The 26,626-nt window shown below is 74.9% G+C and carries 28 protein-coding genes; 20 read left to right on the top strand and 8 right to left on the bottom strand.

What is annotated here, in order from left to right; translation table 11 throughout:
• Window positions 1–12 precede the first annotated feature (12 nt).
• The 5 genes from ACIGO8_RS06135 to ACIGO8_RS06115 all read left to right on the top strand — a co-directional run bounded on the left by ACIGO8_RS06135 (window position 13) and on the right by ACIGO8_RS06115 (window position 4,891).
• Window positions 13–921: a dihydrodipicolinate synthase family protein gene (locus tag ACIGO8_RS06135; RefSeq protein ID WP_399724610.1), complete on the top strand. Its 909-nt coding sequence runs from the start codon at window positions 13–15 to the stop codon at window positions 919–921.
• A gap of 16 nt (window positions 922–937) precedes the next feature.
• The gene (locus tag ACIGO8_RS06130; protein WP_399724607.1) at window positions 938–1,942 is read left to right on the top strand and encodes a proline racemase family protein; all 1,005 of its coding nucleotides are present in this window, start codon (window positions 938–940) and stop codon (window positions 1,940–1,942) included.
• A gap of 11 nt (window positions 1,943–1,953) precedes the next feature.
• Window positions 1,954–3,063 carry a proline racemase family protein gene (locus tag ACIGO8_RS06125; protein WP_399726754.1) on the top strand — a complete coding sequence of 370 codons (1,110 nt, stop codon included), beginning with the start codon at window positions 1,954–1,956 and terminating at the stop codon, window positions 3,061–3,063.
• Window positions 3,064–3,173: 110 nt separating this feature from the next.
• On the top strand, window positions 3,174–4,133 hold the full coding sequence (locus ACIGO8_RS06120; RefSeq protein ID WP_399726751.1) for an ornithine cyclodeaminase family protein: 960 nt from the start codon (window positions 3,174–3,176) through the stop codon (window positions 4,131–4,133).
• A gap of 41 nt (window positions 4,134–4,174) precedes the next feature.
• Window positions 4,175–4,891 carry a GntR family transcriptional regulator gene (locus ACIGO8_RS06115; RefSeq protein ID WP_399724604.1) on the top strand — a complete coding sequence of 239 codons (717 nt, stop codon included), beginning with the start codon at window positions 4,175–4,177 and terminating at the stop codon, window positions 4,889–4,891.
• Window positions 4,892–4,973: 82 nt separating this feature from the next.
• On the opposite strand, the gene ACIGO8_RS06110 is transcribed toward ACIGO8_RS06115, so the two are convergent.
• The 4 genes from ACIGO8_RS06110 to ACIGO8_RS06095 all read right to left on the bottom strand — a co-directional run bounded on the left by ACIGO8_RS06110 (window position 4,974) and on the right by ACIGO8_RS06095 (window position 8,097).
• A complete protein-coding gene (locus ACIGO8_RS06110) occupies window positions 4,974–5,405 on the bottom strand; it encodes a PPOX class F420-dependent oxidoreductase (protein ID WP_399724601.1) in 432 nt (143 codons plus the stop codon).
• Window positions 5,406–5,449: 44 nt separating this feature from the next.
• The gene (locus tag ACIGO8_RS06105) at window positions 5,450–5,977 is read right to left on the bottom strand and encodes a MerR family transcriptional regulator (protein ID WP_399724597.1); all 528 of its coding nucleotides are present in this window, start codon (window positions 5,975–5,977) and stop codon (window positions 5,450–5,452) included.
• Window positions 5,978–6,110: 133 nt separating this feature from the next.
• Window positions 6,111–6,767 carry a phosphatase PAP2 family protein gene (locus ACIGO8_RS06100; protein WP_399724594.1) on the bottom strand — a complete coding sequence of 219 codons (657 nt, stop codon included), beginning with the start codon at window positions 6,765–6,767 and terminating at the stop codon, window positions 6,111–6,113.
• Complete coding sequence (locus ACIGO8_RS06095) at window positions 6,760–8,097, bottom strand: diacylglycerol/lipid kinase family protein (RefSeq protein WP_399726749.1); 1,338 nt, start codon at window positions 8,095–8,097, stop codon at window positions 6,760–6,762. The genes ACIGO8_RS06100 and ACIGO8_RS06095 overlap by 8 nt, the downstream gene beginning before the upstream one ends.
• 347 nt (window positions 8,098–8,444) lie before the next feature.
• On the opposite strand from ACIGO8_RS06095, the gene ACIGO8_RS06090 reads away from it, so the two are divergent.
• On the top strand, window positions 8,445–8,921 hold the full coding sequence (locus ACIGO8_RS06090; protein ID WP_399724591.1) for a GNAT family N-acetyltransferase: 477 nt from the start codon (window positions 8,445–8,447) through the stop codon (window positions 8,919–8,921).
• A gap of 52 nt (window positions 8,922–8,973) precedes the next feature.
• Here the strand turns inward: ACIGO8_RS06090 and ACIGO8_RS06085 are convergent, their stop codons facing one another.
• Together ACIGO8_RS06085 and ACIGO8_RS06080 are read right to left on the bottom strand one after the other, a co-directional pair.
• Window positions 8,974–9,432 (bottom strand): cyclic nucleotide-binding domain-containing protein, encoded by a 459-nt coding sequence (locus ACIGO8_RS06085; protein ID WP_399724589.1) that lies wholly within the window; start codon window positions 9,430–9,432, stop codon window positions 8,974–8,976.
• A gap of 89 nt (window positions 9,433–9,521) precedes the next feature.
• On the bottom strand, window positions 9,522–10,247 hold the full coding sequence (locus tag ACIGO8_RS06080; RefSeq protein WP_399724586.1) for a hypothetical protein: 726 nt from the start codon (window positions 10,245–10,247) through the stop codon (window positions 9,522–9,524).
• A 253-nt stretch (window positions 10,248–10,500) separates the two neighbouring features.
• Between ACIGO8_RS06080 and ACIGO8_RS06075 the strand changes: the two genes are divergently transcribed.
• The 13 genes from ACIGO8_RS06075 (at window position 10,501) to ACIGO8_RS06015 (ending at window position 23,847) form a co-directional block, all read left to right on the top strand.
• Window positions 10,501–11,256 (top strand): amino acid ABC transporter ATP-binding protein, encoded by a 756-nt coding sequence (locus ACIGO8_RS06075; RefSeq protein ID WP_399724583.1) that lies wholly within the window; start codon window positions 10,501–10,503, stop codon window positions 11,254–11,256.
• Between the two features lie 51 nt (window positions 11,257–11,307).
• The gene (locus ACIGO8_RS06070) at window positions 11,308–12,147 is read left to right on the top strand and encodes a glutamate ABC transporter substrate-binding protein (protein ID WP_399724580.1); all 840 of its coding nucleotides are present in this window, start codon (window positions 11,308–11,310) and stop codon (window positions 12,145–12,147) included.
• Between the two features lie 16 nt (window positions 12,148–12,163).
• Complete coding sequence (locus ACIGO8_RS06065; RefSeq protein ID WP_399724577.1) at window positions 12,164–12,829, top strand: amino acid ABC transporter permease; 666 nt, start codon at window positions 12,164–12,166, stop codon at window positions 12,827–12,829.
• Complete coding sequence (locus ACIGO8_RS06060) at window positions 12,826–13,740, top strand: amino acid ABC transporter permease (RefSeq protein WP_399724574.1); 915 nt, start codon at window positions 12,826–12,828, stop codon at window positions 13,738–13,740. The genes ACIGO8_RS06065 and ACIGO8_RS06060 overlap by 4 nt, the downstream gene beginning before the upstream one ends.
• A 227-nt stretch (window positions 13,741–13,967) precedes the next feature.
• Window positions 13,968–15,566 carry a molybdopterin-dependent oxidoreductase gene (locus ACIGO8_RS06055; RefSeq protein ID WP_399724572.1) on the top strand — a complete coding sequence of 533 codons (1,599 nt, stop codon included), beginning with the start codon at window positions 13,968–13,970 and terminating at the stop codon, window positions 15,564–15,566.
• A 104-nt stretch (window positions 15,567–15,670) separates the two neighbouring features.
• Window positions 15,671–16,837 (top strand): sulfite oxidase, encoded by a 1,167-nt coding sequence (locus tag ACIGO8_RS06050; protein WP_399724569.1) that lies wholly within the window; start codon window positions 15,671–15,673, stop codon window positions 16,835–16,837.
• Window positions 16,838–16,888: 51 nt separating this feature from the next.
• Window positions 16,889–17,719, top strand: a complete 831-nt coding sequence (gene nadE / locus ACIGO8_RS06045) for an ammonia-dependent NAD(+) synthetase (protein ID WP_399724566.1) — start codon at window positions 16,889–16,891, stop codon at window positions 17,717–17,719.
• 221 nt (window positions 17,720–17,940) lie between these two features.
• Entirely contained in the window at window positions 17,941–18,342 is a 402-nt protein-coding gene (locus ACIGO8_RS06040) for a VOC family protein (RefSeq protein ID WP_399724563.1), read from the top strand.
• Window positions 18,343–18,444: 102 nt separating this feature from the next.
• Window positions 18,445–19,758, top strand: a complete 1,314-nt coding sequence (locus ACIGO8_RS06035; protein WP_399724561.1) for an alpha/beta fold hydrolase — start codon at window positions 18,445–18,447, stop codon at window positions 19,756–19,758.
• A gap of 246 nt (window positions 19,759–20,004) precedes the next feature.
• Entirely contained in the window at window positions 20,005–21,150 is a 1,146-nt protein-coding gene (locus ACIGO8_RS06030) for a substrate-binding domain-containing protein (protein WP_399724558.1), read from the top strand.
• 81 nt (window positions 21,151–21,231) lie between these two features.
• Complete coding sequence (locus tag ACIGO8_RS06025; RefSeq protein WP_399724556.1) at window positions 21,232–22,125, top strand: SIS domain-containing protein; 894 nt, start codon at window positions 21,232–21,234, stop codon at window positions 22,123–22,125.
• 60 nt (window positions 22,126–22,185) lie between these two features.
• Window positions 22,186–22,947: a PIG-L deacetylase family protein gene (locus tag ACIGO8_RS06020; protein WP_399724553.1), complete on the top strand. Its 762-nt coding sequence runs from the start codon at window positions 22,186–22,188 to the stop codon at window positions 22,945–22,947.
• A 66-nt stretch (window positions 22,948–23,013) separates the two neighbouring features.
• Entirely contained in the window at window positions 23,014–23,847 is an 834-nt protein-coding gene (locus tag ACIGO8_RS06015; protein WP_399724551.1) for an enoyl-CoA hydratase/isomerase family protein, read from the top strand.
• 88 nt (window positions 23,848–23,935) lie between these two features.
• Here the strand turns inward: ACIGO8_RS06015 and ACIGO8_RS06010 are convergent, their stop codons facing one another.
• Complete coding sequence (locus tag ACIGO8_RS06010) at window positions 23,936–24,715, bottom strand: VOC family protein (RefSeq protein ID WP_399724548.1); 780 nt, start codon at window positions 24,713–24,715, stop codon at window positions 23,936–23,938.
• Between the two features lie 105 nt (window positions 24,716–24,820).
• Window positions 24,821–25,732 (bottom strand): SDR family oxidoreductase, encoded by a 912-nt coding sequence (locus tag ACIGO8_RS06005; RefSeq protein WP_399724545.1) that lies wholly within the window; start codon window positions 25,730–25,732, stop codon window positions 24,821–24,823.
• Between the two features lie 142 nt (window positions 25,733–25,874).
• Between ACIGO8_RS06005 and ACIGO8_RS06000 the strand changes: the two genes are divergently transcribed.
• Complete coding sequence (locus tag ACIGO8_RS06000; protein WP_399724542.1) at window positions 25,875–26,534, top strand: helix-turn-helix domain-containing protein; 660 nt, start codon at window positions 25,875–25,877, stop codon at window positions 26,532–26,534.
• The last annotated feature ends 92 nt before the right edge of the window (window positions 26,535–26,626 follow it).

Below are 26,626 nucleotides of genomic sequence, written 5' to 3'. Positions count from 1 at the left end.
AAGGAGTTGCTGATGAGCGTCACCGCCTGGACCACCGCCCGCCCCTGGCGCGGCATCATGGTCGCCACCGCCCTCCCGCTCCGCGAGGACCTGTCCGTCGACCACGACGCCTACGCCGAGCACGTCCGCTGGCTGCTCGACAACGGCTGCGACGGCGTCGTCCCCAACGGCTCCCTCGGCGAGTACCAGACGCTGACCGACGAGGAGCGGGCCCGCGTCGTCCGCACGGCGGTCGAGGCGGCCGGCGACGGCGCCCGCGTCATGCCCGGCGTCGCCGCCTACGGCAGCGCCGAGTCCCGCCGCTGGGCGGAGCAGGCCGCCGAGGCCGGCGCGGGCTCCGTCCTGCTGCTGCCGCCCAACGCCTTCCGCGCCGACGAGGAGGCCGTCCTCGCCCACTACGCCGAGGTCGCCGCCGCCGGACTGCCCGTCGTCGCGTACAACAACCCCATCGACACCAAGGTCGACCTCACTCCCGCGCTGCTCGCCCGGCTCCACGCCGCCGGCCACGTCGTGGCGGTCAAGGAGTTCAGCGGCGACGTCCGGCGCGCCTACGAGATCGCCGAACTCGCCCCTGACCTCGACCTGTTGATCGGCGCCGACGACGTCCTGCTCGAACTCGCCCTCGCCGGGGCCGTGGGCTGGATCGCCGGCTACCCCAACGCCCTGCCCGCCTCCTGCGCCGAGCTCTACCACGCCGCCGTCGCCGGCGACCTCGCCACCGCCCTGCCGCTCTACAAGTCCCTGCACCCGCTGCTGCGCTGGGACTCCAAGACCGAGTTCGTCCAGGCCATCAAGCTCTCCATGGACCTGGCGGGACGCCACGGCGGCCCGACCCGCCCGCCGCGCCACCCGCTGACCGGCGCCACCGGGACCGCCGTACGTTCCGCGACCGAGAAGGCCCTCGCCGAAGGCCACCACTGACACCCGGGGGGAACCCATGCGCACCCGTCACGTCTACCACGCGGTCGACTCGCACACCGAGGGCATGCCGACCCGGGTGATCACCGGGGGAGTCGGAGTGATCCCCGGCGCCACCATGGCCGAGCGCCGGCTCCACTTCGTGGAGCACCTCGACCACCTCCGTACGCTCCTCATGTACGAGCCGCGCGGCCACTCCGCCATGAGCGGCGCGATCCTCCAGCCGCCCACCCGTCCCGACGCCGACTACGGCGTGCTGTTCATCGAGGTCTCCGGCCTGCTCCCGATGTGCGGTCACGGCACCATCGGCGTCGCCACCGTCCTCGTCGAGACCGGAATGGTCCCGGTCACGGAGCCCGTCACCACCGTCCGCCTCGACACCCCGGCCGGCCTGGTGAGCGTGGACGTCCGCGTCGAGGACGGCGCCGCCACCGCCGTCACCCTCACCAACGTGCCCGCCTTCAGCGTCGGCCTCGACCTGAAGGCCGAGGTTCCCGGCCACGGCACGGTCACCTACGACCTCGCCTACGGCGGCAACTTCTACGCCTTCGTGGAGCTCGACGACCTCGGCCTGCCCTTCGACCGGGCCCGCAAGGAGGACCTGCTGGCGGCCGGCCTGGCCCTCATGGACGTCATCAACGCGGGCCCGGACCGCCCGGTCCACCCGGAGGATCCCGCCGTCGCCGGAGTCAAACACGTCTACCTCGCCGCTCCCGGCTCCGACGCCCGCCGCTCCCGGCACGCGATGGCCATCCACCCCGGCTGGTTCGACCGCTCCCCGTGCGGGACCGGCACCAGCGCGCGCATGGCGCAGCTGCACGCCCGCGGACTGCTGGCGCTCGACACCGATTTCGTCAACGAGTCCTTCATCGGTACGGAGTTCACCGGACGGCTCGTCGCCGAGACCACGGTCGCGGGCCGGCCGGCCGTCGTGCCGACTGTCACCGGGCGCGCCTGGATCACCGGCACCGCGCAGTACTTTCTCGACCCGGCCGACCCCTTCCCCGGAGGTTTCCTGCTGTGACGTCCACCCCCATGCGGGCCACCGGTACGCCGGCCGCCGGCGGTCCGGTGGCCGCCGGACCGGTGGCCGGCGTGCGGGCCACCGACTACCACACGGCCGGAGAACCCTTCCGCATCGTCGACCTGACCGCCGGCGCGGCCGCCGGACTGCCGCCCGCTCCCGGCGACACCGTCGCCGAACGCCGGGCGACGCTCCTCGGCCCGGGAGGCTCCGGCACCGCCCCGCGTCCCGGCCCCCTGGACGAACTGCGCCGGCTGCTCGTCCAGGAGCCGCGCGGTCACGCCGGCATGTACGGCGGCTTCGTCGTGCCGCCGGACGACGACGGCGCCCACCTGGGCGTGCTGTTCTGGCACAAGGACGGCTGGTCGACCGCCTGCGGCCACGGCACCATCGCGCTCGGCGCCTGGGCCGTCGACTCCGGCCTCGTCGCCGCCCCCGCCGACGGCGACGCCCACGTCCGCGTCGACGTCCCGTCCGGCCGCGTCACGGCCGTCGTGCACCGCGCCGGCGGCCGCACCACCGGCGTCACCTTCCGCAACGTCCCGGCCCGGGTCACCGGCCGGGCGGTCCCCGTCACCACCTCCTTCGGGACCGCCACCGTCGACCTCGCGTACGCCGGAGCCTGCTACGCCTCGCTCGACGCCCGCGCCCTCGGCCTCAACGTCGACCGGGCCCGTCTGCACGAACTGGTCCGCGCCGGCCGCGAGATCGGAACCGCGCTCGCCGGCCACCCGGCCACCCGGCACCCGGACGGGCCGCTGCTGTCCGGCGTCTACGGCGTGATCCTGTACGAGGAGCTTCCCGACACCCCGACGGGGCCGCACCAGCGCAACGTCACCGTCTTCGCCGACGGCCAGACCGACCGCTCGCCCTGCGGCTCCGGCACGTCCGCCCGGCTGGCCCTGCTCGCCGACGAGGGCCGGCTCGCCGAGGGCCGGGAACTGACGCACGAGTCGGTCGTCGGCACCGTCTTCACCGGCCGCGTGCCGCCCGCCACGGCGACGGCCACGGCGGCGGCGGACGGCCTGGTCACCGAGGTGACCGGCACCGCCCACCGCACCGGCGAACACCTCTTCACCCGCGACCCGTACGACGCCCTCGGCACGGGATTCCCGCTGTGAGCGCGGCACGCGACCGCGGCGCCGGGCGAGAGCGCGGCGAGGGACCGGCCGACGACGCCGGCCCGGCGTACGGCGCCGGGCCCGGCCCCCGTGGCGACGCGGGCGAAGCGCTGTCCGGCGCGGGGCCGTCGTACCTCGGCGGCCGGGACGTCGCCCGGCTGATCGGTCCGGCCGAGGCCGCCGACGCGCTCGCCGAGGTACTGCGCGCGGGCCTCGACCCGGAGCGGTGCCCGCCGCGCACCGCGGTGCCCGTGCCCGCCGGCGAACTGCTGCTCATGCCCGCCGCCTCCGGCTCCTGGGCGGGAGTGAAGATCGCCGGTGTGGCGCCCGGCAACCCCGCCCTCGGCCTGCCCCGCATCACCGGCAGCTATCTGCTCCTGGACGGCCCGACCCTGCGGCCGGTCGCCCTGCTCGACGGCGCCGCGCTCACCGCGCTGCGCACGCCGGCCGTCTCCGCCCTGGCGATCCGTCACCTCACGCCGGACGGGCGGCCGCTGCGCCTCGTGCTGTTCGGCTCGGGACCGCAGGCGTACGGCCACATCGAGGCCGCGCTCGCGGTACGCGAGGTGGCCGGGGCGGTGGTGGTCGGCCGCGACCCGGAGCGGGCCCGGCGGCTCGCCGCGCACGCCCGCGCGCTCGGCGTGCCGGAGGCCCGTACCGGCACGGCCGAGGACGTGGCCGATGCCGACCTCGTCCTGTGCTGCACCACCGCCCGCACGCCGCTCTTCGACGGGCGGCTCGTCGCGCCCGGCGCCACCGTCGTGGCCGTCGGCTCGCACGAACCGGACGCGCGCGAGACCGACACGGCACTGGTCCGGCGGGCCGCGGTGTACGTGGAGGCGCGGTCGGCGGCGCTGCGGGAGGCCGGCGACCTGCTGATCCCGCGAGCCGAGGGCGCCATCGGCCCGCGACACGTCGCGGGCACCCTGGCGGACCTGGTCGCGGGCCGCGGACCGGCGGACCCGACGGCCCCGCGTCTCTTCAAGAGCGTCGGCATGGCCTGGGAGGATCTGGCCGTGGCGGTGGCCGTGCACCGGGCGGCGACCGACGGGTCCGGCCGCGAAACGTGACATTGTACGCTGTGCTCCTGCGAGTTCTCGGAGGAATCAGCGTGGGTGACCTGAAGCAGCACAGTCTCATCAAGGCCCAGGAACGGCTGCGCGACCAGGTCGGTCACGCGCTGCGAGCCGCCCTGATAGCGGGCGAACTCCGGCCGGGCAGCGTCTACTCCGCGCCCGGCCTCGCCGCCGAGCTCGGTGTGTCGGCCACCCCGGTCCGCGAGGCCATGCTCGACCTCGCCCGCGAGGGCCTCGTCGAGCCCGTCCGCAACAAGGGCTTCAGGATCACCGAGGTCAGCGAGCGCGAACTCGACCAGTGCACCGAACTGCGCATGCTGATCGAGGTGCCGACGGTCGGCCGGGTCACGCTCCTGGCCGGCCGGGAGCAGCTGGAGGAGCTGCGCCCGCTCGCCGAGGAGATCGTCACCAACGCGCGTGAGCACAACCTCATCGGCTACCTGGAGGCCGACCGCCGCTTCCACCTCACCCTGCTCGGCCTGGCCGGCAACGACCGGCTGGTGGAGACGGTCGGCGACCTGCGCAAGCGGTCCCGCCTCTACGGGCTCACCGGGCTCGACGAGGCCGGCAAGCTGGTCTCGTCGGCGGAGGAGCACATCGAGCTCCTCGATCTGATGATCTCCGGTGACGCGGCGGCCGCCGAGGCCTGCATGCTGCGGCACCTCGGGCACGTCCGCTCGCTGTGGGCCGAAGCCCGCGACGAGCCGGTCGAGCGCCCGGCGGGCCGCCTCGGCCCGGTCCGCAAGGCCTGACCCGGGCGGGCCGGGCTCGGCCGGCCCGAGCCGCGCCACCTGAGGACCGTACGGCCGGAGGACCGGACCGCCGGCGAACGCGTCAGCGCACGGACTGCCCGTACACGTGGTCCACGGACATCCGCATGAGCACCCGCCGGTCGGCCACCATCACCGACCGGTACTCCTCCCAGTCCGGGTGCTCACCGGCGGCCAGCCGGTAGTACTCCACCAGCGCCTCCACCTCCGGCCCGTACGGATCCGTGCCGGGCCCGGTCAGCGTGACGGTGCCCTCGGCGGTCGCCCACGACCAGCCGTCCTCGCTGGTCACCTCCAGGGCCGCGCGCGGGTCCCGGCGCAGGTTCGCCGTCTTGGCGCGGCCCTCGGTCATCGACACGTAGAGCGCGTCGGCCGCGGGGTCGTAGAAGGGCATGACGGGAGAGAGCTGAGGGCGCCCGTCGGCCTTGAGGGTGGCGAGGACGCCGAGCCGGCTCTTGGCGAGGAGGGCGCGGGCGTCGAACGATGTGGTCGTCATGTCCCTCTTCAAGTCCCTTGGATCCGTGCTTTGTTCCCCGCGGCTCAGGCGCTCGCGAACGGGAACGCCACCTCGCCCACCACGTCCGCCGCAGCGGCCCCGTCCCAGTCGGGCTCCGGATACACCTCGCGGGCGGGAGCGACGATCACCTCGCCGTTGCGCCGCAGCCAGTCCTCCACCGCCGCGTAGGCGCCCAGGATCCGCGGATACGTCATCCGCTCCTTCGTCAGCCGGGTGGCCGCGAGCCGCCACGCGGGCTCCACGCGCACCCCGCGCCGCGCGGCGATCCCGCGCTCGACGCCGTCCCAGTAGCGGGCGAGTTCCTCGGCGGCCTCCCGCCCGGAGCGCTCGGCGACGGCGAGCAGGTCGCCGATCTCGGCGAGCGGCATCTTGATCCGGCGGAGCAGCGCGATCAGCCGCGCCCGCTCGACCTGCTCGACGGCGTAACCGCGGTATCCGGTGGCAGGGTCCACGGTCGCCGGGGCGAGCAGACCGAGCCGGTCGTAGAGGCGCAGGGCCTTGGGCGAGAGGCGCGAGCGCGTCGCGATTTCTCCGATGGTCAAACGTGTCACGGCCTCATCCTCGCCCGTCCGTCAGGTGCGGCACGAGCCTCAGCCCTGCCCCAGGGGCAAGGTCAAGGCCGAGGCGACGGCGGTGGTAGGGACGGGCGGAGGGGCGGGACCGGGCGAGAGGCGGCCGTTCCGGTCAGGACGGGCGGGCGGCGCGCCAGCGCGGGACGAAGTCCGCGACCGTGAGCGCGGCGGCCGCGCTGGCCATGCCGAGGACGGCGCCCGCGGCGACGTCACCCGGGTAGTGCACACCGGTGTGGACCCGGGAGTAGCCCACCGCGCTCGCGAGCATCCCGAGCGGGATCGCCGCCGGCGGCAGGACCACGCCCACGGCCGTGGCGAACGCGACCGCCGACGCGGTGTGCCCGGACGGGAACGACGCCGAGGTCGGCATCCGCACATGACGGTCCACGGTGACCCGCGCCGCCTCCCGGTCCGGGCGGGGACGCCGTACGAGACGCTTGCCGAGCAGGTTCGCGGAGGCCGAGGCCAGCGCGATCGAGCCGAGCCCGACCGCCGCCGCGCGGCGCGGACGGCCGCGCACGAGGGCGAGGGCCGCGGCGACGGCGAAGGAGATCTTGGAGTGGTCGGCGGCGTGGGAGAGCCGGCGCAGCCCGTGGTCGAGGGCCGGAGTGGGCGTCGCGGCGACCGCCGCGTACAGGGCGCCGTCCACGGCGCGCAGATCGGACAGCATCGCGCGCACGGCGGACGGTCCGCGCCACAGCCCGCGGGCGGGCGGCGGTGCGTCCGCCGCGGCCGCGGCCTCGGTTCCGTTGACGGGCGGCTCAGCCATGGGACTCTCCTCGGTCGTTCCGGCTCCGGCCGTGGTTCCGGCCGAAGGCCAGCACGACGATCCGGTGCCAGTTCAGGGATGGGGCGGGCGGCGTCTGCCCGGGCCGGTCGCGGGGGACCAGGACCCGCAGCGCGCGCGGGCGCACGGTGCAGACGACAGGGGTGGGCAGGGTCAGGGCCTCGCCGTCGACGGCGACGGGCAGGGTGTCGGTGTCGGCGGTGACCTCGACGCGGCGGGCCGTGAGCACGTTCAGGGCGGTGGAGCCCGATCCGCGCACGGCGAGCTCGGCCGCCTGGGCCGCGCCGTCCACCCGGACGGCGATGACGCCGAGTTCGCCGCGGTCGAGGCGCGGTCGGTGTCCGCCGCTGCCGAACGGATCGGGCGAGGCGTACGGGTTGTTGCTGACGAGCAGCGCCTGCTGGGCGGGCAGCCGGGTGTCGTCCGCCGTCGCGTCGAAGCGGCGTCCGGCCCCGCCGGCCAGCAGGTCGGGCATCACGGTGAGCGCCGTCTCCGCCTTGGCGTCGCGGTACTCGGGGCGCTGCACGACGTCCGCGTACACACCGAAGGACACCGTGTTCACGAACGGCCGGCCCGCGACGTCACCCAGGTCGACCCGCAGCTCCTCGCCGTCGACGAGGGCTTCGAGGCAGCGGGCCGGGTCGGCGCGGTCGAGCCCGAGGTCCAGTGCGAAGTGGTTGCGGGTGCCCGCGCTGATCACCAGGAACGGCAGGTCGTGCTCGGCCGCGACCGCGGCCACGAGCGCCTGCGTGCCGTCGCCTCCGGCCACGCCCAGCAGATCCGCGCCGTCGGCGACGGCCTTGCGGGCCAGCTCGGCCACGTCATGGAATCCCTTGGAGCCGGAGCCGGAGCCGGAGCCGGAGCCGGAGCCGGAGCCGGACTCGGAGCCCGGGCCCGAGCCGGAGTCGGGCTCTGTGCCGGAGTCGGGCCGCGAGCCGGGCTCTGCGTCAGGCTGGGGGGAGTCCGCTTCCGCGCCCGAGGCCTCGCCGAGGAGGATGACGCGCGCGCCCAGGCGCTGCGCCTTCTCCACGAGCCCGAACTCGCCGACCTTCCCGCCGCCCGACTTCGGGTTCATCAGCAGGACCGCCCGCCGTGGCGGCACCGCGGGACGGGCCTTGTGGCGCCGGCCGCCGGGATGGCGCAGCGCCGCACGCGCGCACAGCAGAGCCGCGGTCCACAGCACGAGCGCCGTCAGCGCCGTCCGCCACAGCCCGCTGTCGATGTAGAGGATCAGGACGCCCACCGGCGTGCCGGCCGCGACGAGCGCGCCCACCAGCCGCACCGGCCCGCGGTGCGCCAGGAACCACCACATGCCCGCCGCGCACAGCGCGAGACCGGCCAGCCCGCTGACGACGACCAGGATGCCGCCGCCGCCGAACGGGACGAAGAGGGAGACGACCGACGCCACGGCGGTCAGCAGCGCGGCCCGCGCGAACGCCCGTGCCCGCGCCCACGCCTGGGCCGACGTCCGGACCCGCGGGTCCGGTGTCTCCGCGTGTCCGCTCACCGTCTGCCTCCCCATGCCACGGGCCCAGCCTGCCGCCGCGCCGCACCCGTCACCGCTCCACGCGGCTGTTCGGGTGACCGTGGGGGCGGGCCCACGCGTATCCGTCCGGATACCGATTGTGGCACGGACGGATTGGCGACAAGATCGCTCGGGTGCGTGATGATGCGAAGCTCTGCGACGGGGTCGTCACCCTGTCGCCGCTCGGCCCCGACGAGGCGACCCGTCCGGGCGAGCAGACCGTGACCGTGACCGGGGCTCCGGCCCGACCCGCCCACCGCGAGCCGTGGCGCGTCCACGGCCCCGCGCGCACCTTCGGCATCCGGGCCGGCCGGCTCGTCGGCACCGTCGAACTGCGCCCGGCCCAGGCCGGACCCGCCCACGGCGACGTCGACGTGTCCTACGCCCTCGAGCCCGAGGCCCGCGGCCGTGGCCTCGCCACCCGCGCGGTGCTCCTCGCCTGCGACCACGCCCACCGCGAGGGCGCCCGGCGGGCCGTGATCCTCGCGCCGGCCGCCGACCTGCCGGCCGCCGCGGTCGCCCGCCGCGCCGGCTTCACCCGCCGCGGCCAGATCAGCCACCGGGGCGGCGCGCTCCTCGACTGGTACGTACGGGTGCTGACGGCCGGCTGAGCCGCGGGCACGCTCCCGGTCGCCCGTGCCCGCGCCGGCGGCGCCGTACGGTTCAGGCCAGGATCCCGCTCCCGTGCGGCGCGTACAGGTCGAGCAGCCGGACCCGGGTGACGTGGAGGCGGTGGGCGAGGATCTGTCCGACCCAGTACGTCGCGGCGAAGCCGAAGTCCGGGTCCGTGCGGATCAGCGACCGTACGGCCGTGGCGTCGAACTCGTACGCCCTGACCGGCGTCATCGCCTCCGCGCCCGACTGGCACAGATAGGGCGGGAACAGCCACGACAGGCCCACCAGTTCGCCGTGCCGCAGCGTCTCGATCACGGGCCTGCCGCGCCCCGGCACCTTGGCGTCCAGGGTGATCGCGCCCGTCTTGACGATCCAGAACCGTTCGGCGCGGTCCTGTTCCTCGAAGAGCCGGTGCCCGGCCTCGAAGTACACGTCGTCGGCGAAGGCCATCAGCCGCTCCCGGTGCTCGGGCGGCAGCGTGCTGACCTTGGGTGCGGCGCTGTTCATGGCGGGCCTCCTCGAAGCGGCGGCTGCGGTGCGTCCCGCATCCAGTGTCCGCCGCCACCGCCCGGGCCGCAGTCGCCGCACGCCTTCCGTCACACGGACGCCGTACGCCCCCTGCGGCAGGTGGCCGCGCCGCCGTCGGTCTCGCCAGCCGCCCGGCCGGGGCCCTTCGGCGCGGCGCAGCCCGCGCTGCCGGTGATCAGGACGAGCGGCCGGCCGTCGGGTCCTGCCTGCGGGCCGGGCTCGGCGTCGCCGTCCCTGTCCGCGGCCCGCGCCCGCAGGGCGAAGAAGCAGTCGAGACGTGTGGCGAGGACGGCGGCGGGACCGGCCCCGGCGCCGGCCGGTCCGTCGGCAGTCGAGCCGGCCGGTCCGTCGGCCGTCGAGCCGGTCGCCGTGCCGGCCTTCGCCTCGGTCGTCGGGACCGGGCCGAGGAAGAACACGGTCTCGCCGTCGGCCGGGACCGGCAGGGCCTCCCGCGACCGTCCGAAGCGAGGGCGGCTGTCCAGGCCCGCGGCCAGCCAGCCGTCGACGTCGGCCTCCAGCGCCTCGGCCTGGCCGTCGAGGGCGTGCCGCCGGTACCAGGCGGCGCCCTCCTCCCGGATCCGCCGGAGCAGCGCCCGGTCGGCGGCGTCCGGCGCGGGAACCGTGCCGTCGGCGGACTGGCGGGTGCGGAAGCGGTTCACCAGGGGGATGAGGGAGTCCGTGAGCACGGCGGCCTCGGCCCGCAGGTAGTCGTGGACGTCGAGGTCGCCGTGGACGTCTGGGTCGTCACGGAGGTCAAGGTCGTCGAGGACGACGACGGCGGCTTTCGCGTACATCGGCGTGAGGAGCCTTTCCGTGGGCCTGCGCAGCACCAGCAGACGAGATCCAAGCAACCGCCGCCGGGCGCATGCAAGGCCTCGTGGCGCGCGTCCCGCATGCCGAAATGCCGCCACCGGTCACGGAACGCGGTGTCCCGGCCGCCCTCCGTGCCCGGCGCGGGCCGCCCGGCTCGCGCCCGCCCGGCCGAGGGCGGAGCATGAACGTGAAGCAGGAGCGGCAAGCGGGGGGCCGTGACCCCAGGAGGGTGCCATGCCCGGCCCGAACGGCGGTGACGCGCTCGTCGTACTGAGCGGCGTCGACAAGCACTTCGGCGCGCTCCACGTGCTCCAGTCCGTCGATCTCACCATCCACCGCGGCGAAGTCGTGGTCGTCATCGGGCCTTCCGGGTCCGGCAAGTCGACGCTGTGCCGCGCCATCAACCGTCTGGAGACCATCGACGCGGGCGAGATCGCCGTCGACGGCAGGCCGTTGCCGGCCGAGGGGCGGGAACTGGCCGCGCTCCGGGCCGACGTCGGCATGGTCTTCCAGTCTTTCAACCTCTTCGCCCACAAGACCGTGCTCGACAACGTGACCCTCGGCCAGATCAAGGTCCGCAAGAAGGACCGCAAGGCCGCCGAGCAGCGCGCCCGCACGCTCCTGGAACGGGTCGGCGTCGCCACCCAGGCGGACAAGTACCCGGCGCAGCTCTCCGGCGGCCAGCAGCAGCGCGTGGCGATCGCCCGCGCGCTCGCGATGGAACCGAAGGTGATGCTCTTCGACGAGCCCACCTCCGCCCTCGACCCGGAGATGATCAACGAGGTCCTGGAGGTGATGCGGCAGCTGGCCCGGGACGGCATGACGATGGTGGTCGTGACCCACGAGATGGGCTTCGCGCGCTCGGCCGCCAACCGTGTGGTGTTCATGGCCGACGGCCGGATCGTCGAGGAGGCCACACCCGACGAGTTCTTCGGCAACCCGCGCAGCGAGCGCGCCCGCGACTTCCTGTCGAAGATCCTCCACCACTGACCCGTACGACACGTCCGCGCCGTACGGCCCGTATCACCGAGGGGTGATCGCATGAACCCGCTCAGGACCCGCAGGCTCACCGTGATCGCGGCCACCGCGATCGTGCTCTCCTTCACCGGCTCCGCGTACGCGTCGGCCGGGTCGGTGCCGGCCGACGACAACGGGAAGATCACCGTCGGCATCAAGTTCGACCAGCCCGGCATCGGCCTCAAGACGCCGGACGGGAAGTACACCGGTTTCGACGTCGACGTCGCGACGTACGTGGCCAAGCAGCTCGGCCACGACCCCGGCGACATCGTGTGGAAGGAGGCCAAGAGCGCCGACCGCGAGACCATGCTCCAGCGCGGTGACGTCGACTTCATCGCCGCCTCGTACTCCATCAACGACAAGCGGGCCGAGAAGGTCGACTTCGCCGGTCCCTATCTGCTCGCCCACCAGGACGTGCTGATCCGCGCCGACGACGACTCCATCAAGAAGCCCTCCGACCTCAACAACAAGAAGCTCTGCTCGGTCACCGGCTCCACCTCCGCGCAGAACGTCAAGACCAAGATCGCACCCGACGCCCAGCTCCAGGAGTACGGCGGCTACTCCGAGTGCCTGACAGGGCTGGAGAACGGCGTCATCGACGCCATCACCACCGACGACTCGATCCTCGCCGGATACGCCTCCCAGCCGCAGTTCAAGGGCAAGTTCAAGCTCGGCGGCTTCAAGCTGAGCAACGAGAACTACGGCATCGGCGTCCAGAAGGGCAGCGACCTCAAGAACCAGATCAACAAGGCGCTCGAGAAGATGGTCGCCGACGGATCCTGGGACGCGGCCGTGAAGAAGAACTTCGGCCCCGCCGGTTACAAGAACGAGCCCGCGCCGAAGATCGGCGTCGTCGTCCAGTGAGCCGGGTGACCGCACCGTGTTCGACTTCCTCGAAGGCTACGACCTGCTGGGAGCCTTCTGGACGACGGTCCAGCTGACCGTCTACTCCGCGATCGGCTCCCTCGTCTGGGGGACGCTGCTGGCCGCCATGCGCGTCAGCCCCGTCCCCCTGATGCGGGGCTTCGGCACCGTGTACGTCAACATCGTCCGCAACATCCCGCTGACCGTCATCATCGTCTTCACCTCGCTCGGCCTCTTCCAGACCCTCGGCGTCAGCCTCGGCGCGAGCGACTTCACCGTCATCAACTTCCGGCTCGCCGTCCTCGGACTCACCGCCTACACCTCGGCGTTCGTGTGCGAGGCGCTGCGCTCCGGAATCAACACCGTGCCCCTCGGACAGGTCGAGGCGGCCCGCGCCATCGGCCTCGGCTTCACCCAGACACTGCGTCTGATCGTGCTGCCGCAGGCCTTCCGCTCGGTCGTCGGCCCGCTCGCCAACGTCCTGATCGCCCTCACCAAGAACACCACGGTCGCGGCCGCCATCGGCGTCGCCGAAGCCGCCCTGCTGATGCGGGAGATGATCGAGAACGAGGCGCAGCTCATCCTGATCTCGGTCATCTTCGCCGTCGGCTTCCTGTGCCTGACGCTGCCGACCGGGCTGCTGCTCGGCTGGCTCGCCAAGAAGGTGGCGGTCAAACGGTGAAGGAGAAGCCCACCGTCCTCTACGACGTGCCCGGTCCGCGTGCCCGCCGGCGCAACGTCCTGTACACGGTGCTGTTCCTGGCGGCCCTCGCCGCCGTGGTGTGGTGGGTGGTGGAGAGCCTCGCCGACAAGGACCAGCTCGACTGGGACAAGTGGGCGCCCTTCTTCACCGACTCGCGCGTCTGGACCACCTACGTCCTGCCGGCCCTGAAGAACACCGTCGTCGCCGCCGCCCTCGCCATGGTCATCGCGCTGCCCCTCGGCGCCTTCTTCGGCATCGCCCGGCTCTCCGACCACCGGTGGGTGCGCGGCGTGGCCGGGACGGTCGTGGAGTTCTTCCGCGCCATCCCCGTCCTCATCCTGATGCTCTTCGCCAACGCCGCCTTCGCGGAGTTCACCGGCGTCAGCCCCGAGACCCGCCCGCTGTACGCCGTCGTCACCGGCCTCGTCCTCTACAACGCCTCCGTCCTCGCCGAGGTCGTCCGGGCCGGCATCCTCGCCCTGCCGGCCGGCCAGACCGACGCGGCCAAGGCGATCGGCATGCGCAAGGGCCAGACGATGACGTACGTGCTGCTGCCGCAGTCGGTCACGGCGATGCTGCCGGCGCTGGTCAGCCAGCTCGTCGTCATCGTCAAGGACACGGCGCTGGGCGGTGCGATGCTCGGCTTCGCCGAACTCCTCGCCTCGGTCCGCCCGATGAGCGCCAACTACGGTGCCAACACGATCGCCTGCTTCACCGTCGTCGCCGTCGTCTTCGTCCTGCTCAACTTCGCCCTCACCACCTTCGCCTCCCGGCTGGAGGCCCGGCTGCGCCGCGGCAAGAAGTCGACCGGCGCGGTCGTCGGCGCCGAGGCCGTCGAGGACCTGGCGGCTCCGGGCGAACACCCGCCGACGGGCGGGAAGGGTCCGTGAGCGAGCGGGCCCGGTGCGGGGCCTGGTCCCGGGCGCGTGACCCGGTGCGCCCGGGCCGCCCGGTCCGGCCTGTGCGCCCGGTCCGGCCTGTGCGCCTGGTCCGACCGGTCCGGCCAGGCCGCCTGGTCCGGCCGGTGCGCCCGGTCCGGCCGGTCCGGTTCCGTCCGTGACACGCCCGGTCCGCCCGGTGGGGCCCGGCGGGCGTTCCCGTCACCACAATCGAGGGCATGACCGCCGCCTCGCCCGCGCCGCCCGACGCGCCCGCGCCGCCCACCCGTACCGATCGTCTGCTCGCCGCGCTGGGCGGGCTCGTCGCCGGCTACGGCGGGCTCGCCGTCGCCGCGCTGGCCGGCGTTCTCGTACGGCCCGAGGCCGGGCCGCTGGCGGCGGTGGCCGACGCGGTGGTGGACCGGACGCCGGCGGCGGTGGAACGCTGGGCGATCAGGACGTTCGGCGCGAGCGACAAGGCGGTCCTGGAGGCCGGGATCCTGGTGCTGCTCGCCCTGCTGGCCGCCGCCCTCGGGCGGCTCGCGCTGCGCAGCCGGCCCGCGGCGCTCGGCGGGGTGGCGGCGCTCGGCGTGGTCGGCGCACTCGCCGCGCTGACCCGGCCCGACTCGGACTCGGCCGCCGACGCGCTGCCGTCCCTCGTGGGCGCTGCGGCCGCGGCCCTCCTGCTCTCCCTGCTGGTCCGACGGCTCACCGCGCCGCCCGCCGCGGACCCCGCCGCCGGCCGGCGCGGTTTCCTGCGGGCCGGCGCGGGCGTGGCCGTCGGCGCGACCGGAGCGCTGGTGCTGAGCCGGAGCGTCGGCTCCCACCGGTCCGAGCACGCCACGGCCTCCCGCGCCGCCCTCCGCCTGCCCCGGCCCGCCTCACCCGCGCCCGCCGTTCCGCCCGGGGCCCAGCTCCCCGTCGAGGGCATCGGCCCCTTCGTCACGCCCAACCGCGACTTCTACCGCGTCGACACCGCCCTCGTCGTCCCGCGCGTCGACGCCGACACCTGGCACCTGCGCATCCACGGCACGGGCGTCAGCCAGGAGCGCACCGTCACCCTGCCCGAGCTGCTGCGCCGTGAGGTCGTCGAGCGCGACATCACCCTCGCCTGCGTCTCCAACGAGGTCGGCGGCGACCTCGTCGGCAACGCCCGCTGGCTCGGCGTCCGCCTCGCGGACCTGCTGCGCGAGTGCGGCGTGCGGCCGCCGTCGGCCGGCGGCCCGGCCGACCAGCTCGTCGCGCGCTCCGTCGACGGCATGACCATCGGCACGCCCGTCGAGACCGTCATGGACGGCCGGGACGCCCTCCTCGCCTTCGGCATGAACGGCGAACCGCTGCCCTTCGCGCACGGCTTCCCCGTCCGTATGGTCGTGCCCGGCCTGTACGGCTACGTCTCCGCCTGCAAGTGGATCTCGTCCATCGAGCTGACCACCTTCGCCGCGTACGACGCCTACTGGGTGCCGCGCGGCTGGGCGGCCCAGGCGCCGGTCAAGACGCAGTCGCGGATCGACACCCCGCGCTCCGGCGGCGGGATCACCGCCGGGCCGGTCGCCGTCGCCGGCGTCGCCTGGGCCCAGCACCGCGGGATCTCCCGCGTCGAGGTACGGGTCGACGACGGGCCCTGGCAGACCGCCCGGCTCGCGGCCGAGGACAGCGCCGACACCTGGCGCCAGTGGGTTCACACCTGGCAGGCCGCTCCCGGCCGCCACCACCTCACCGTGCGCGCCACCGACGGCACCGGCGCCGTCCAGACCGCCCGCACCGCCGGCACCATGCCGGACGGCGCGACCGGCCTGCACACGATCAGCGTGAACGTGTCCGCCGCCGACGGCTGAGCCGCCGCATCCGGTGGGCGTACGGCGGGCGCGGGCCGGGGCGCGTGAGGCGCGGGGCCGCGGGCCGGGATGAGCCCTCCCGCCCACCGGCGCACCATGGAGACATGGACGCCACGCAGACGCCCGGCCTCGGTTCCGTCAGCGCACCGGGGCGGGTCGCCGGAGCGGACGAGGGCATCAGCACCGCGGAGCTGGCGCTCGCCGCGCGCAACCACGGACTGCCGCTCGAAGCCCTGCGCTACGACACCACCCCGCCCGGCCTCCACTACGTCCTCGTCCACTACGACATCCCGGCCGTCGACCAGGCCGCCGCCGCGCACTGGCGGCTCACCGTCGGAGGGCTCGTGCGCCGCCCGCTCGTACTCGACCCGGCGGCCCTGCGGGCCCGGCCCGCCGTCACCCACCGGGTGACCCTGGAGTGCGCGGGCAACGGGCGGGCCCGGCTCCAGCCCCGGCCCGTCAGCCAGCCCTGGCTCCTGGAGGCGGTCGGGACCGCCGACTGGACCGGGGTGCCGCTGGCCGGGCTGCTGGCCGAGGCCGGAGTGCGCGAAGGAGCCGTGGAGGCCGTGTTCACCGGGGCCGACCACGGAGTCGAGCGGGGCGTCGAGCAGGACTACCGGCGCAGCCTGCCCCTGGACGTGGCCGCCGACCCGGCCCGCGGCGTGCTCGTGGCGTACGCGATGAACGGCGCGCCGCTGCCGCCCCAGCACGGCCATCCGCTGCGCCTGGTCGTGCCAGGCTGGTACGGCATGGCCTCGGTGAAGTGGCTGCGCGACATCACCGTCACCGACACCCCGTTCACCGGCTTCCAGCAGACCGTCGCCTACCGCTACCGCCAGGGCCCCGACGATCCCGGCGAGCCCGTCGACGTCGTCGCGCCCCGCGCCCTGATGATCCCGCCCGGCTTCCCCGACTTCATGTCCCGCACCCGCGTCGTGCGGCCGGGCCCCGTCCCCGTCACCGGCCGCGCCTGGTCCGGGCGCGCACCCGTCGTCCGGGTGGAGTTCAGCGCGGACGGCGAGCAGACCTGGACGGACGCCGAGGTGACCGCCGACCCGGACCGGCCCTGGGCCTGGGCCGCCTGGCGCACCACCTGGACGGCGAGCCCGGGCGCGTACCGCCTGGCCGTCCGCGCCACCGACGCCGCCGGCCGCGCCCAGCCGCTCACCGCGCCCTGGAACCGCGGCGGCTTCGGCAACAACCTGGTCCAGCGGGTCGAGGTGCTGTGCCTCACGCCGGAGGACCCGGGCCCCGCCGGGAGCCCGGGATAGAGTCGGCGTGGGACGTCCACCGCACACCACCGCACGACCGAGGAGCATTCCGTGACCGACCCGGAGACCACCGCCCTGCAGCAGCAGATCGCCCGGGAGCTGGAGGTCGCCGAGACCTTCGACCCGCGCGCGGAGATCGAGCGCCGGGTGGCCTTCCTGGCCGAGCGCCTCACCTCCACCGGCCTGCGCTGCCTGGTCCTCGGCATCAGCGGCGGAGTCGACTCCACCACCGCGGGACGGCTCTGCCAGCTCGCCGTCGAGCGGGCCCGCGCCGTCGGCCACGACGCCACCTTCTACGCGATGCGCCTGCCCTACGGCACGCAGGCCGACGAGCACGACGCCCAGCTCGCGCTCGGCTTCATCCAGGCCGACGAGGTCCTCACCGTCGACGTCCGGCCGGCCTCCGACGCCGCCCTGGAGGCGGCCCGCGCCGCCGGTGTCGTCTTCCGTGACGCCCCCCACGAGGACTTCGTGCACGGCAACATCAAGGCCCGGCAGCGGATGATCGCCCAGTACGCGGTCGCCGGCGCGTACAACGGTCTGGTCGTCGGCACCGACCACGCCGCCGAGGCGGTCTCCGGCTTCTTCACCAAGTACGGCGACGGCGCCGCCGACCTCGTCCCGCTCACCGGCCTCACCAAGCGCCGGGTGCGCGCCGTCGCGGCCGAGCTCGGCGCCCCGGCCGAGCTGGTCTGGAAGACGCCGACGGCCGACCTGGAGACCCTGGACCCGGGCAAGCCGGACGAGGACGCGCTCGGCGTCACGTACGACGACATCGACGACTTCCTCGAGGGCAAGCCGGTCGGCGAGGCCGCCTTCGCGTCGATCGTGCGCCGCTACGAGCTGACCGACCACAAGCGCCGCCTGCCGATCGCGCCCTGACCCTCCCGACCGCACCGACCGCCCTTGCCCTCCCCACCGCACCGACCGCCCGGACCGAGCCGACCGTCCTGACCGCACCGACGCGTGTCCCGGTCGGCTCCCGAGAGTGACAGGGCGGGGGCCGTCCGGCCGTTTCCGCGTGGCGGGGACGGCCGGGCGGGCACGGCGTGGTGTGCCCTGAGAAGGCGTCAGCAGACGTTCCATCGAAGGGAGAACCGCCCGTGTTCGGGAACACCACGGCATTCAGCAGCTTCTCGGTCGACGACCTCGACGCCGCCCGGCGCTTCTACGGCGAGACGCTCGGTCTGGAGACCACGTTCGAGGAGGCGGCGGAGGCGGAGGACATGCGGGTGCTGTTCCTCACCCTCTCCGGCGGCGGCAGGGTCTTCGTCTACCCGAAGGGCGGCGAGCACGCCCCGGCGAGCTTCACCGTCCTGAACTTCCAGGTCGACGACATCGAGTCCGCCGTCGACGGGCTGAAGGCGAAGGGCGTCGAACCGCAGCGCTACCCGGGCTTCGAGTTCGACGACAAGGGCATCTGCCGCCAGGGGGAGGGCGGCGGCCCGGCCATCGCCTGGTTCACCGACCCGGCGAAGAACGTCTTCGCGGTGCTCCAGCGCTGAGCGGGTTCCGCGGACGCCCCGGCCTGTGATGCACTGTCCCGGCGGGGGCGTCACGCCCGGCGTGCACACGCGACGGGTGCACACGAACAGGAGCAGGCAGTCTTGTCCACCTACCGCCAGCCCGGCCTCGTCCTCACGGACCACCGCTTCACCGTCCCGCTCGACCACGACCGGCCGGGCGGCGAGACGATCGAGCTCTACGGGCGCGAGGCCGTCGCGAGCGACAAGGCGCACCGGACCGACCTGCCCTGGCTGGTCTACCTGGAGGGCGGGCCCGGCTTCGGCGCCCGCCGCTCCGTCGGCCCGCAGGCCTGGCTCGGCCGGGCCGTCAAGGAGTTCCGCGTCCTCCTCCTCGACCAGCGCGGCACCGGCCGCTCCACTCCCGCCACCCGGCAGACCCTGCCGCTGCGCGGCACCCCGCGCGCACAGGCCGACTACCTCGCCCACTTCCGCGCCGACTCCATCGTCAAGGACTGCGAACGCGTCCGCCGCGAGCTGACCGGCGGCGCCCCGTGGACCGTCCTCGGCCAGAGCTTCGGCGGATTCTGCGCCACCCACTACCTCTCCGCCGCGCCCGAGGGCCTCGCGACCGTCCTCGTCACCGGCGGACTGCCCTCCCTCGACGCCACCGCCGACGACGTCTACCGGGCCGCCTACCCGCGCGTGCGCCGCAAGAACGAGGCCCACTACGACCGCTATCCCGAGGACGTCGAGCGGGTCCGCCGGATCACCGCCCACCTCCACGAGCACCGGGTGACCCTGCCCGGCGGCGGCCACCTCACTCCCGAGGCCTTCCAGTCCCTCGGCATCCTCCTCGGCAGCGGCACGGGCACCCACCAGCTCCATCTGCTGCTCGAGGACCCGTTCGTCCCCACCACGGCCGGCCCCGCCCTCTCCGACGCCTTCCTCGAAGACGTCCAGGCCCAGCTGTCCTACGCCGGCCACCCGCTCTACGCCGTGCTCCACGAGCCCATCTACGCCCAGGGCCCGGGCCGCGGGCACGGCCCGACCGACTGGGCCGCCGAACGGGTCCGCGCCGAGTTCCCCGAGTTCGACGCCGCCAAGGCGCTCGCCGGCGACGGCCCGGTGCTCCTCACCGGCGAGACCGTGCACCCCTGGCACTTCACCACCGACCCGGCGCTGCGCCCGCTGCGCGAGACCGCCGAGCACCTCGCCGCCCGCACCGACTGGCCCGAGCTGTACGACCCGGCGCGGCTGGCCGCCAACGAGGTGCCGGTCGCCGCCGCCGTCTACCACGACGACATGTACGTGGACACCGCCCACTCGCTGCAGACGGCGCGGGCGATCCGGGGCCTGCGCACCTGGGTCACCGACGAGTTCGAGCACGACGGCGTACGGGCCGGCGGACCGCGGGTCCTCGACCGGCTCCTCGCCCTGGCACGCGGCGAGCTCTGAGCGGGCGCCCGGCGCCCCGCGCGGGGATAGGATGCGCGGCGCAGTCGATCAGCACGCGACACCGCGCACCCGGCGATCGGCGCCCCGCACCCGCGATCGGCGCCCCGCACCCGGCGATCGGTGCGCGCGTGGCGGTCGGCACCCGGCGACCGGTGCCGCGCACGCGACGGTCGACACGCGGCGGTCGGCACCGCGCGCGGCGGCCGGCGGCCCGAGCACCCGGAAGCCCGAGCATCAGGAGGCCCGATGGCACAGGGCGGGATTCCCGCGCAGGCAGCCGGACGCGAGCTGAAGTTCCGGGCGCTCGTGGCCCAGCTGCGCCAGGGCATGCTCGACGGCACCTGGCCGCCCGGCAGCAAACTCCCCACCGAACGGGCCCTGGCCGCCGGCGCCGGCGTCTCGGTGACCACCGTGCGCCGCGCGTACGAGGACCTCGTCGCCCTCGGCCTGGTCGAACGCCGCCAGGGCGCGGGCACCTTCGCCGCCCAGCGCCCCGAGGAGGAACGCGCCGGCCGCACCGTCGTCGGCGTCCTCGTCCCCGACACCGCCTTCTACTACCCGCGCGTGCTGCACGGCATCGAGAAGGAACTCACCGCGGCGGGCGCCCGGCTCGTCCTCGCCTGCTCCCACTACGACCCCGAGGCCGAGGACGCCGCCGTCGAACGGCTGCTGGCCGCGGGCGTCCACGGGCTGCTGCTCGTGCCCACCCTGCACACCGCCGGCGACCCGGGCCGGCGCGCCCGCGAACTCCTCGCCCTGCCCGTGCCCGCCGTGCTCGTCGAGCGGCGGCTCGCCGCCCACGGGCCCGGCGACCCGACCGAGCACGTGTGCACCGACCACGAGGGCGGCGCCTACGACGCCGTACGCCACCTCAGCGGCCTCGGCCACCGCCGGCTCGCGCTCGTGGTCCGCTCCGACGCGCCCACCACCGCGCCCATCGAGTCCGGCTTCGCCCGCGCGGTCGCCGACCTCGGCCTGCCCGCGCCCCGCCACGAGAGCGACGTGATGCGGCAGTGGAACCCGCCGCGCGCCGACGCCGCCGTGGCCGCGCTGCGCGCCGCCCGGGTCACCGCCGCGCTCTGCTTCGGCGACCGCGAGGCCGCGCTGGTGCTCGCCGCCGCCCGCCGGGCCGGCCTCGCGGTCCCCGACGACCTGGCCCTCGTCAGTTACGACAACGAGTTCGCGGACGTCGCCGAGACGCCGCTGACCGCCGTGTCGCCGCCCAAGTTCCAGCTCGGCCGGCTCGCCGCGCAGATCCTGCTGCGCCGGCTCGCCGAGGGCGACGCCTCCCCGCTCCACCAGGTGCAGCTGCGGCCCCGTCTGGTCGTCCGCAGCTCCTGCGGGGCCGGCCGCGCGGAGGCGCCGCACAAAAGTCCAAGCGGTGCTCACTGATTGCTCATGGTGTGCTTCCGGTGCGCGGGATAGAACTCCGTCCGAGCCCCTCGCGGGCTGCCCGCGCCGAGAGAGGACGACATGACCAGCCACGTCGACACCGAGATCGCCAGCCAGCCCGACTGCTGGCGGCGCGCCGCCGAGACCGCCGCCGAGCGGGCCGACCTGCTGCCGCGCACGGGCGAGCGGATCGCCGTCGTCGGCTGCGGCACCTCGTACTTCATCGCCCGCGCCTACGCCGCCCTGCGCGAGTCGCTCGGCGCCGGCGAGACCGACGCCTTCCCCGCCTCCGACCCGACGCCGCTCGGCCGCGGCTACGACCGGATCGTCGCCCTCACCCGCTCCGGCACCACGACCGAGGTGGCCGGCCTGCTCGCCCGCGCCGCCGGGCGGATCCCGACGCTCGCGCTCACCGGCGTGCCCGACAGTCCCGCCGGACACCAGGCCGGCGCCGTCCTCGACCTCGCCTTCGCCGAAGAACGCTCCGTCGTCCAGACCCGGTTCGCGACCACCGCGCTCCAGGTGCTGCGCGCCGGACTCGGCGTCGACCTCGACCCGTCGATCGCGGATGCCGAACTCGCCCTGTACGAGCCGCTGCCCGCCGCCTGGCTGCGGCAGAACCAGTTCACCTTCCTCGGCACCGGCTGGACCGTCGGCCTCGCCGACGAGGCCGCGCTCAAGCTCCGCGAGGCCGCCCGCGCCTGGACGGAGTCCTACCCGGCGATGGAGTACCGGCACGGCCCGATCAGCATCAGCGATCCCGGCAGCCTGGTGTGGTGCTTCGGGCCCGTGCCGCCCGGCCTGTCCGACGAAGTCTCCGCCACCGGAGCCCACTTCGTCGCCGACGCCGTCGACCCGGTCGCCGCGCTCGTGCGCGCCCAGCGGCTCGCCGTCGCCCTCGCCGGCCGCCGTGGCCTCAACCCCGACCGCCCGCGCCACCTCACCCGGTCCGTCATCCTCGCCGGCGCCCGCTGAGCGCGCGCCGTCGGCACCGCGCCCATCGGGGCCGTGCCGCCCGGCCCGTATCCTGCGGCCATGATCGAGAAAACCGGACAGGACCTGCCCCAGCTGGCCGAGATGCCCTCCGACTGGCAGCGCGCGCTCGCCGTCGTCGCCCACCCCGACGACCTGGAGTACGGCTGCGCCGCCGCCGTCGCGGGCTGGACCGACGCGGGCAAGGAGGTCGCGTATCTGCTCGTCAGCCGTGGCGAGGCGGGCATCGACACGCTCGACCCGGCCGCCTGCGGACCGCTGCGCGAGCGCGAGCAGCGGGACAGCGCGGCGGTGGTGGGCGTGCGGACCGTGGAGTTCCTCGACCACCGGGACGGCGTGATCGAGTACGGACTCGGGCTGCGCCGCGAGATCGCCGCCGCGATCCGCCGGCACCGGCCCGAACTCGTCATCACCCTCAACCACCGTGACACCTGGGGCCCGGAGCCCGGCGGCTACTGGAACACGCCCGACCACCGCGCCGTCGGCCGCGCGACCCTGGACGCGGCGGCCGACGCGGGCAACCGCTGGATCTTCCCCGAGCTCACCGAGCAGGGCCTCGCGCCCTGGAACGGCGTCCGCTGGGTCGCCGTCGCCGGCTCCTCCCTGCCGACCCACGCCGTCGACGCGGGCCCCGGCCTGGAACGCGCCACCCGCTCGCTGCTCGCCCACCGCACGTACATCGAGGCCCTCACCGACCGCACGGCCGAGGACTACTGCCGCGACTTCGTCGCCGAGTCCACCGGCCGCGCCACCGCCCGCTTCGGCGGCCGCCCGGCGGTCGCGTTCGAGGTGTTCCCCCGCTAGCGGCGCCCGGGTAGGCTCCGCCTCCTCAACCGAACTGACGGAGCGTCAGGAAGCGGAGGGCATACGGTGATCGACACGCTCGACCAGGCGATACCGGAGGGCGAGGAGCGCCTCGCCCTCCGCGTCGAGGACGGCATCGGCGTGCTCACCCTGTGCCGGCCCGCCCAGCTCAACGGCTGGAGCTGGGAGGCCACCCGGCAGCTCGGCGTGTTCGCCGACCGGATCCGTTTCGACGAGCGGATCAGGGCCGTGCTGCTCCGCGCCGAGGGCCGGGCCTTCTGCGCGGGCATCGACGTCACCGCGCCCGGCGGCGCCGTCACCGGACGGTCGGACGCCGAACGGGCCGCGCACTACGCCGAGGGCGTCCGCTGGGCCCACGAGAGGTTCGCCGCTTTCGCCCGCCTGCCGCAGCCCGTCGTCGCCGCCGTCCAGGGCTACTGCCTCGGCTTCGGCTTCGAACTGGCGCTGATGGCCGACATCCGTATCGCCGCCGACGACGCCGTCTTCGCCCTGCCCGAGACCGGCATCGGCGTGGCCGTCGACGCCGGCGGCGACCTGCGGATCGCCCGCGAGGCGGGCGCCGGCTGGGCCAAGTACCTGGCGCTCACCGGCCGGCGGATCGACGCCGCCACCGCCGAACGGCTCGGCCTGGTCCAGTGCGTCACGACGCCGGAAGAGCTGACGGCGACGGCGTACGAGACGGCCGCGGCCGTCGCCGCCGCGGCCCCGCTCGCCGTCCGGGCCGTCAAGCGGAACGTCGACGCCTACGCCGACCAGGGCCTCGACGCAGCCCTCGACCGCACCGCGCTCGCCGCGGCGCTCACCCTGACCTCGGACGACGTCCGCGAGGGTTACGCGGCGAAGGCGGCCCGCCGGCCGCCCCGCTTCGAAGGCCGCTGAAGCCGACGAGGCCGACGAGACCGGCGAGACCGGCGAGGCCGACGAGACCGGCGAGGCCGCCGGGCATCGCGCCGGGCAGCCGGCCGGGTCACATGGCGGGGTCCGGCCGCAGGATCGCGAAGGGCGCGGCGAACGGGTCGGCCAGCCAGGCGATGCGGCCCACGTCGGGCACGTCCGCCGGCGGCATCAGCACCGAACCGCCGTTCTCCTGCGTCGTGGTGGCGGTCATGTCGGGGTCCGTCACCATGAAGTAGGGGATCCAGCGGGATTTGTCGGCCCCGCCCTGCAGCGGCGCCACCCCGCCGAACGAGGCGTCCTTCGGATCGCCCTCGGCCGTGGAGATCACCCGGTAGGTCATGCCCGGTGTCTTCATCTCCTCCCAGCGCCAGCCGAACAGCGCGCCGTAGAAGGCGAGCGTCGCCTCCGGGTCGCCGGTGTGCAGCTCGACCCAGAGCAGCGCGTTGACCTCCGAGGTCCGGTCGAGACCCTGGACCCGGCCCGGCTCCCACACGGCGAACTCGGCGCCGCCGCGGTCGGTCAGGGCGGCCATCCGGCCCGCGTCCATCACGTCGAAGGCCTCGCGGCGCACCGTGCCGCCGTTCTCCTCGGCCGCGTGGGCGGTGGCCTCGGCGTCCGGGGTCCGGAAGTACACGGTCCAGGCGCTGCTCGCACCGGACTCGGTGAGCGGGCCGAGCGCCGCGACCGTACGGCCGCCCTGCTGGAAGAAACCGTAACCGCCGGCCTCGGGGCCGGCGGAGGCGAAGTCCCAGCCGAAGACCCGGCCGTAGAACGCCGCGGCGGCGTCGGTGTCGGGGCTGCCGAGGTCCAGCCAGCAGGGTGAGCCCGAGGTGAAGTCCGTACCGAGCATAGGGAGGGTCCCGTCCTTCCGTGGAGCGAGGTCTCTGAGGTCTTCCGGCCACGATGGCCGATCCTCGGGCCCTCCCGGGCTCCCCGCGGCCCGGTCCGCCGGGTTTCATCCGAACGGCCCGCGCCCCAGCTGCTCCCGCACCGGCACCACCGGCTCGTTCACCAGGGCCCGCCGCTGCCAGTTCGCGCCGTCCACGACGAGCGTGTGCCCGCTGACGAACCGGGCGTACGGCGAGGCGAGGAAGGTCGCGGCCCAGCCGAGCTCGCGCGGCAGACCGACCCGCAGGGCGGGCTGGCGGTCGCCGAGCGACGCGCCGGCCCGCTCCAGATTCGCCCGGATGCCGTCCGTCATGTCCGTGTGCGGCATCAGGCCGGGGACCAGGCCGTTGACCTGGATGCCGTACGGTCCCCACTCCACGGCCAGCGTCTCGGTCAGGTTCTTCACCCCGGCCTTCGCCGCCGCCGAGTGCGCGTAGCCGGGGCCGCCCGTCCAGGCGTACGACGCGCCGACGTTGACGACCGAGCCGGGCGTCCCGGCGGCCAGGTGGCGCCGGGCGAACTCCCGGGTCGTGAACCAGGTGCCGGTGAGGGTGATGTCGACGACCGCGCGCCAGCCGTTCGGCGACAGATCCTCCGCCGGCACGGGGAAGTTGGCGGCGGCGCAGTTCACCAGGACGTCCGGCCGGGCGCCCAGGACCGCCTCGCAGCCGTCGTAGACGGCGCTCACCCGCTCGGCGTCCCGGACGTCGCACACCAGCTCCGCCACCCGCGTCCCGCCGGCCGCCGCAAGCTCCGCACGCGCCGCCGCGAGCCGCCCGGCGTTCCGCCCCACGATCGCCAGGTCCGCGCCCAGCCGCCCGAACTCGGCGGCGATCGCCCTGCCCAGACCCGACCCTCCGCCGGTCACCATCACCACCTGCCCGGCGAACGTCCCGCCCGGCAGCGCGCTGGCCCCGAGCGGCGGAGGTCCGGGCAGCCCGGGCGGGCCGCCAGGACCCGCGCGCATGTCGTCGGTCATGCCGCATCGATAGCGCGCGCCCCGTGAGAACGGAAGACACCGGGCCCCGCGGCCCGCCGTCGCCACCGTCCGGCCGTCGCCTCCGCCGCCCGCGGCCGCTCGCGCTGTTGACAAACAAACTTGCCGTTTCTGCAATGGACCCATGAGCGCAGAGAAACCCGCGAGGCATGAGCGCCACCACGAGCGCCAACACGAGCGCTCCGACGAGCGCTCGGACGAACGCGCCGACGAACGCATCGAGGAGGTCCTGAGCGAGGTCGGCCCACGGCTGCGCCGCATCCGCCGCGACCGCGGCGCCACGCTGGCCGAGCTGTCCACCGCCACCGGCATCTCGGTGAGCACCCTCTCCCGCCTGGAGTCCGGCGGGCGCAAGCCGAGCCTGGAGCTGCTGCTGCCGATCGCCCGCGCCCACCAGGTCCCGCTGGACGAGCTGGTCGGCGCGCCGCCGGCCGGAGATCCCCGGATCAAGGCACGGCCCATCGTGCGTCACGGCCGGACGATGTTCCCGCTCACCCGCCAGCCCGGCGGCCTCCAGGCGTACAAGATCGTCCAGGAGCCCGGCGGCGACGTGCCCGATCCACGGGTGCACGAGGGATACGAGTGGCTGTACGTGCTCTCCGGGCGGCTGCGGCTCGTCCTCGGCGAGCACGACGTGGTGCTCGGGCCGGGCGAGGCGGCCGAGTTCGACACGAGGGTGCCGCACTGGTTCGGGCCGGCGGACGAGCGGCGCGTGGAGTTCCTGAGCCTGTACGGGCCGCAGGGCGAGCGGATACACGTACGGGCCCGCCCCAAGAAGTCCTGAGCGCCTGTTCCCTCACATCCAAGCAACCGCTTAGTATGCGACCGACCGCGCAGTACGGAACGACGACAGCGGCTGGAGGCCTCCGGATGCGG

This window comes from Streptomyces sp. NPDC053493, assembly GCF_044544825.1.
Lineage (GTDB): Bacteria > Actinomycetota > Actinomycetes > Streptomycetales > Streptomycetaceae > Streptomyces.
The sequence above is the reverse complement of the archived record's forward strand: the minus strand, read 5'-3'. Positions and strand labels throughout refer to the sequence as shown.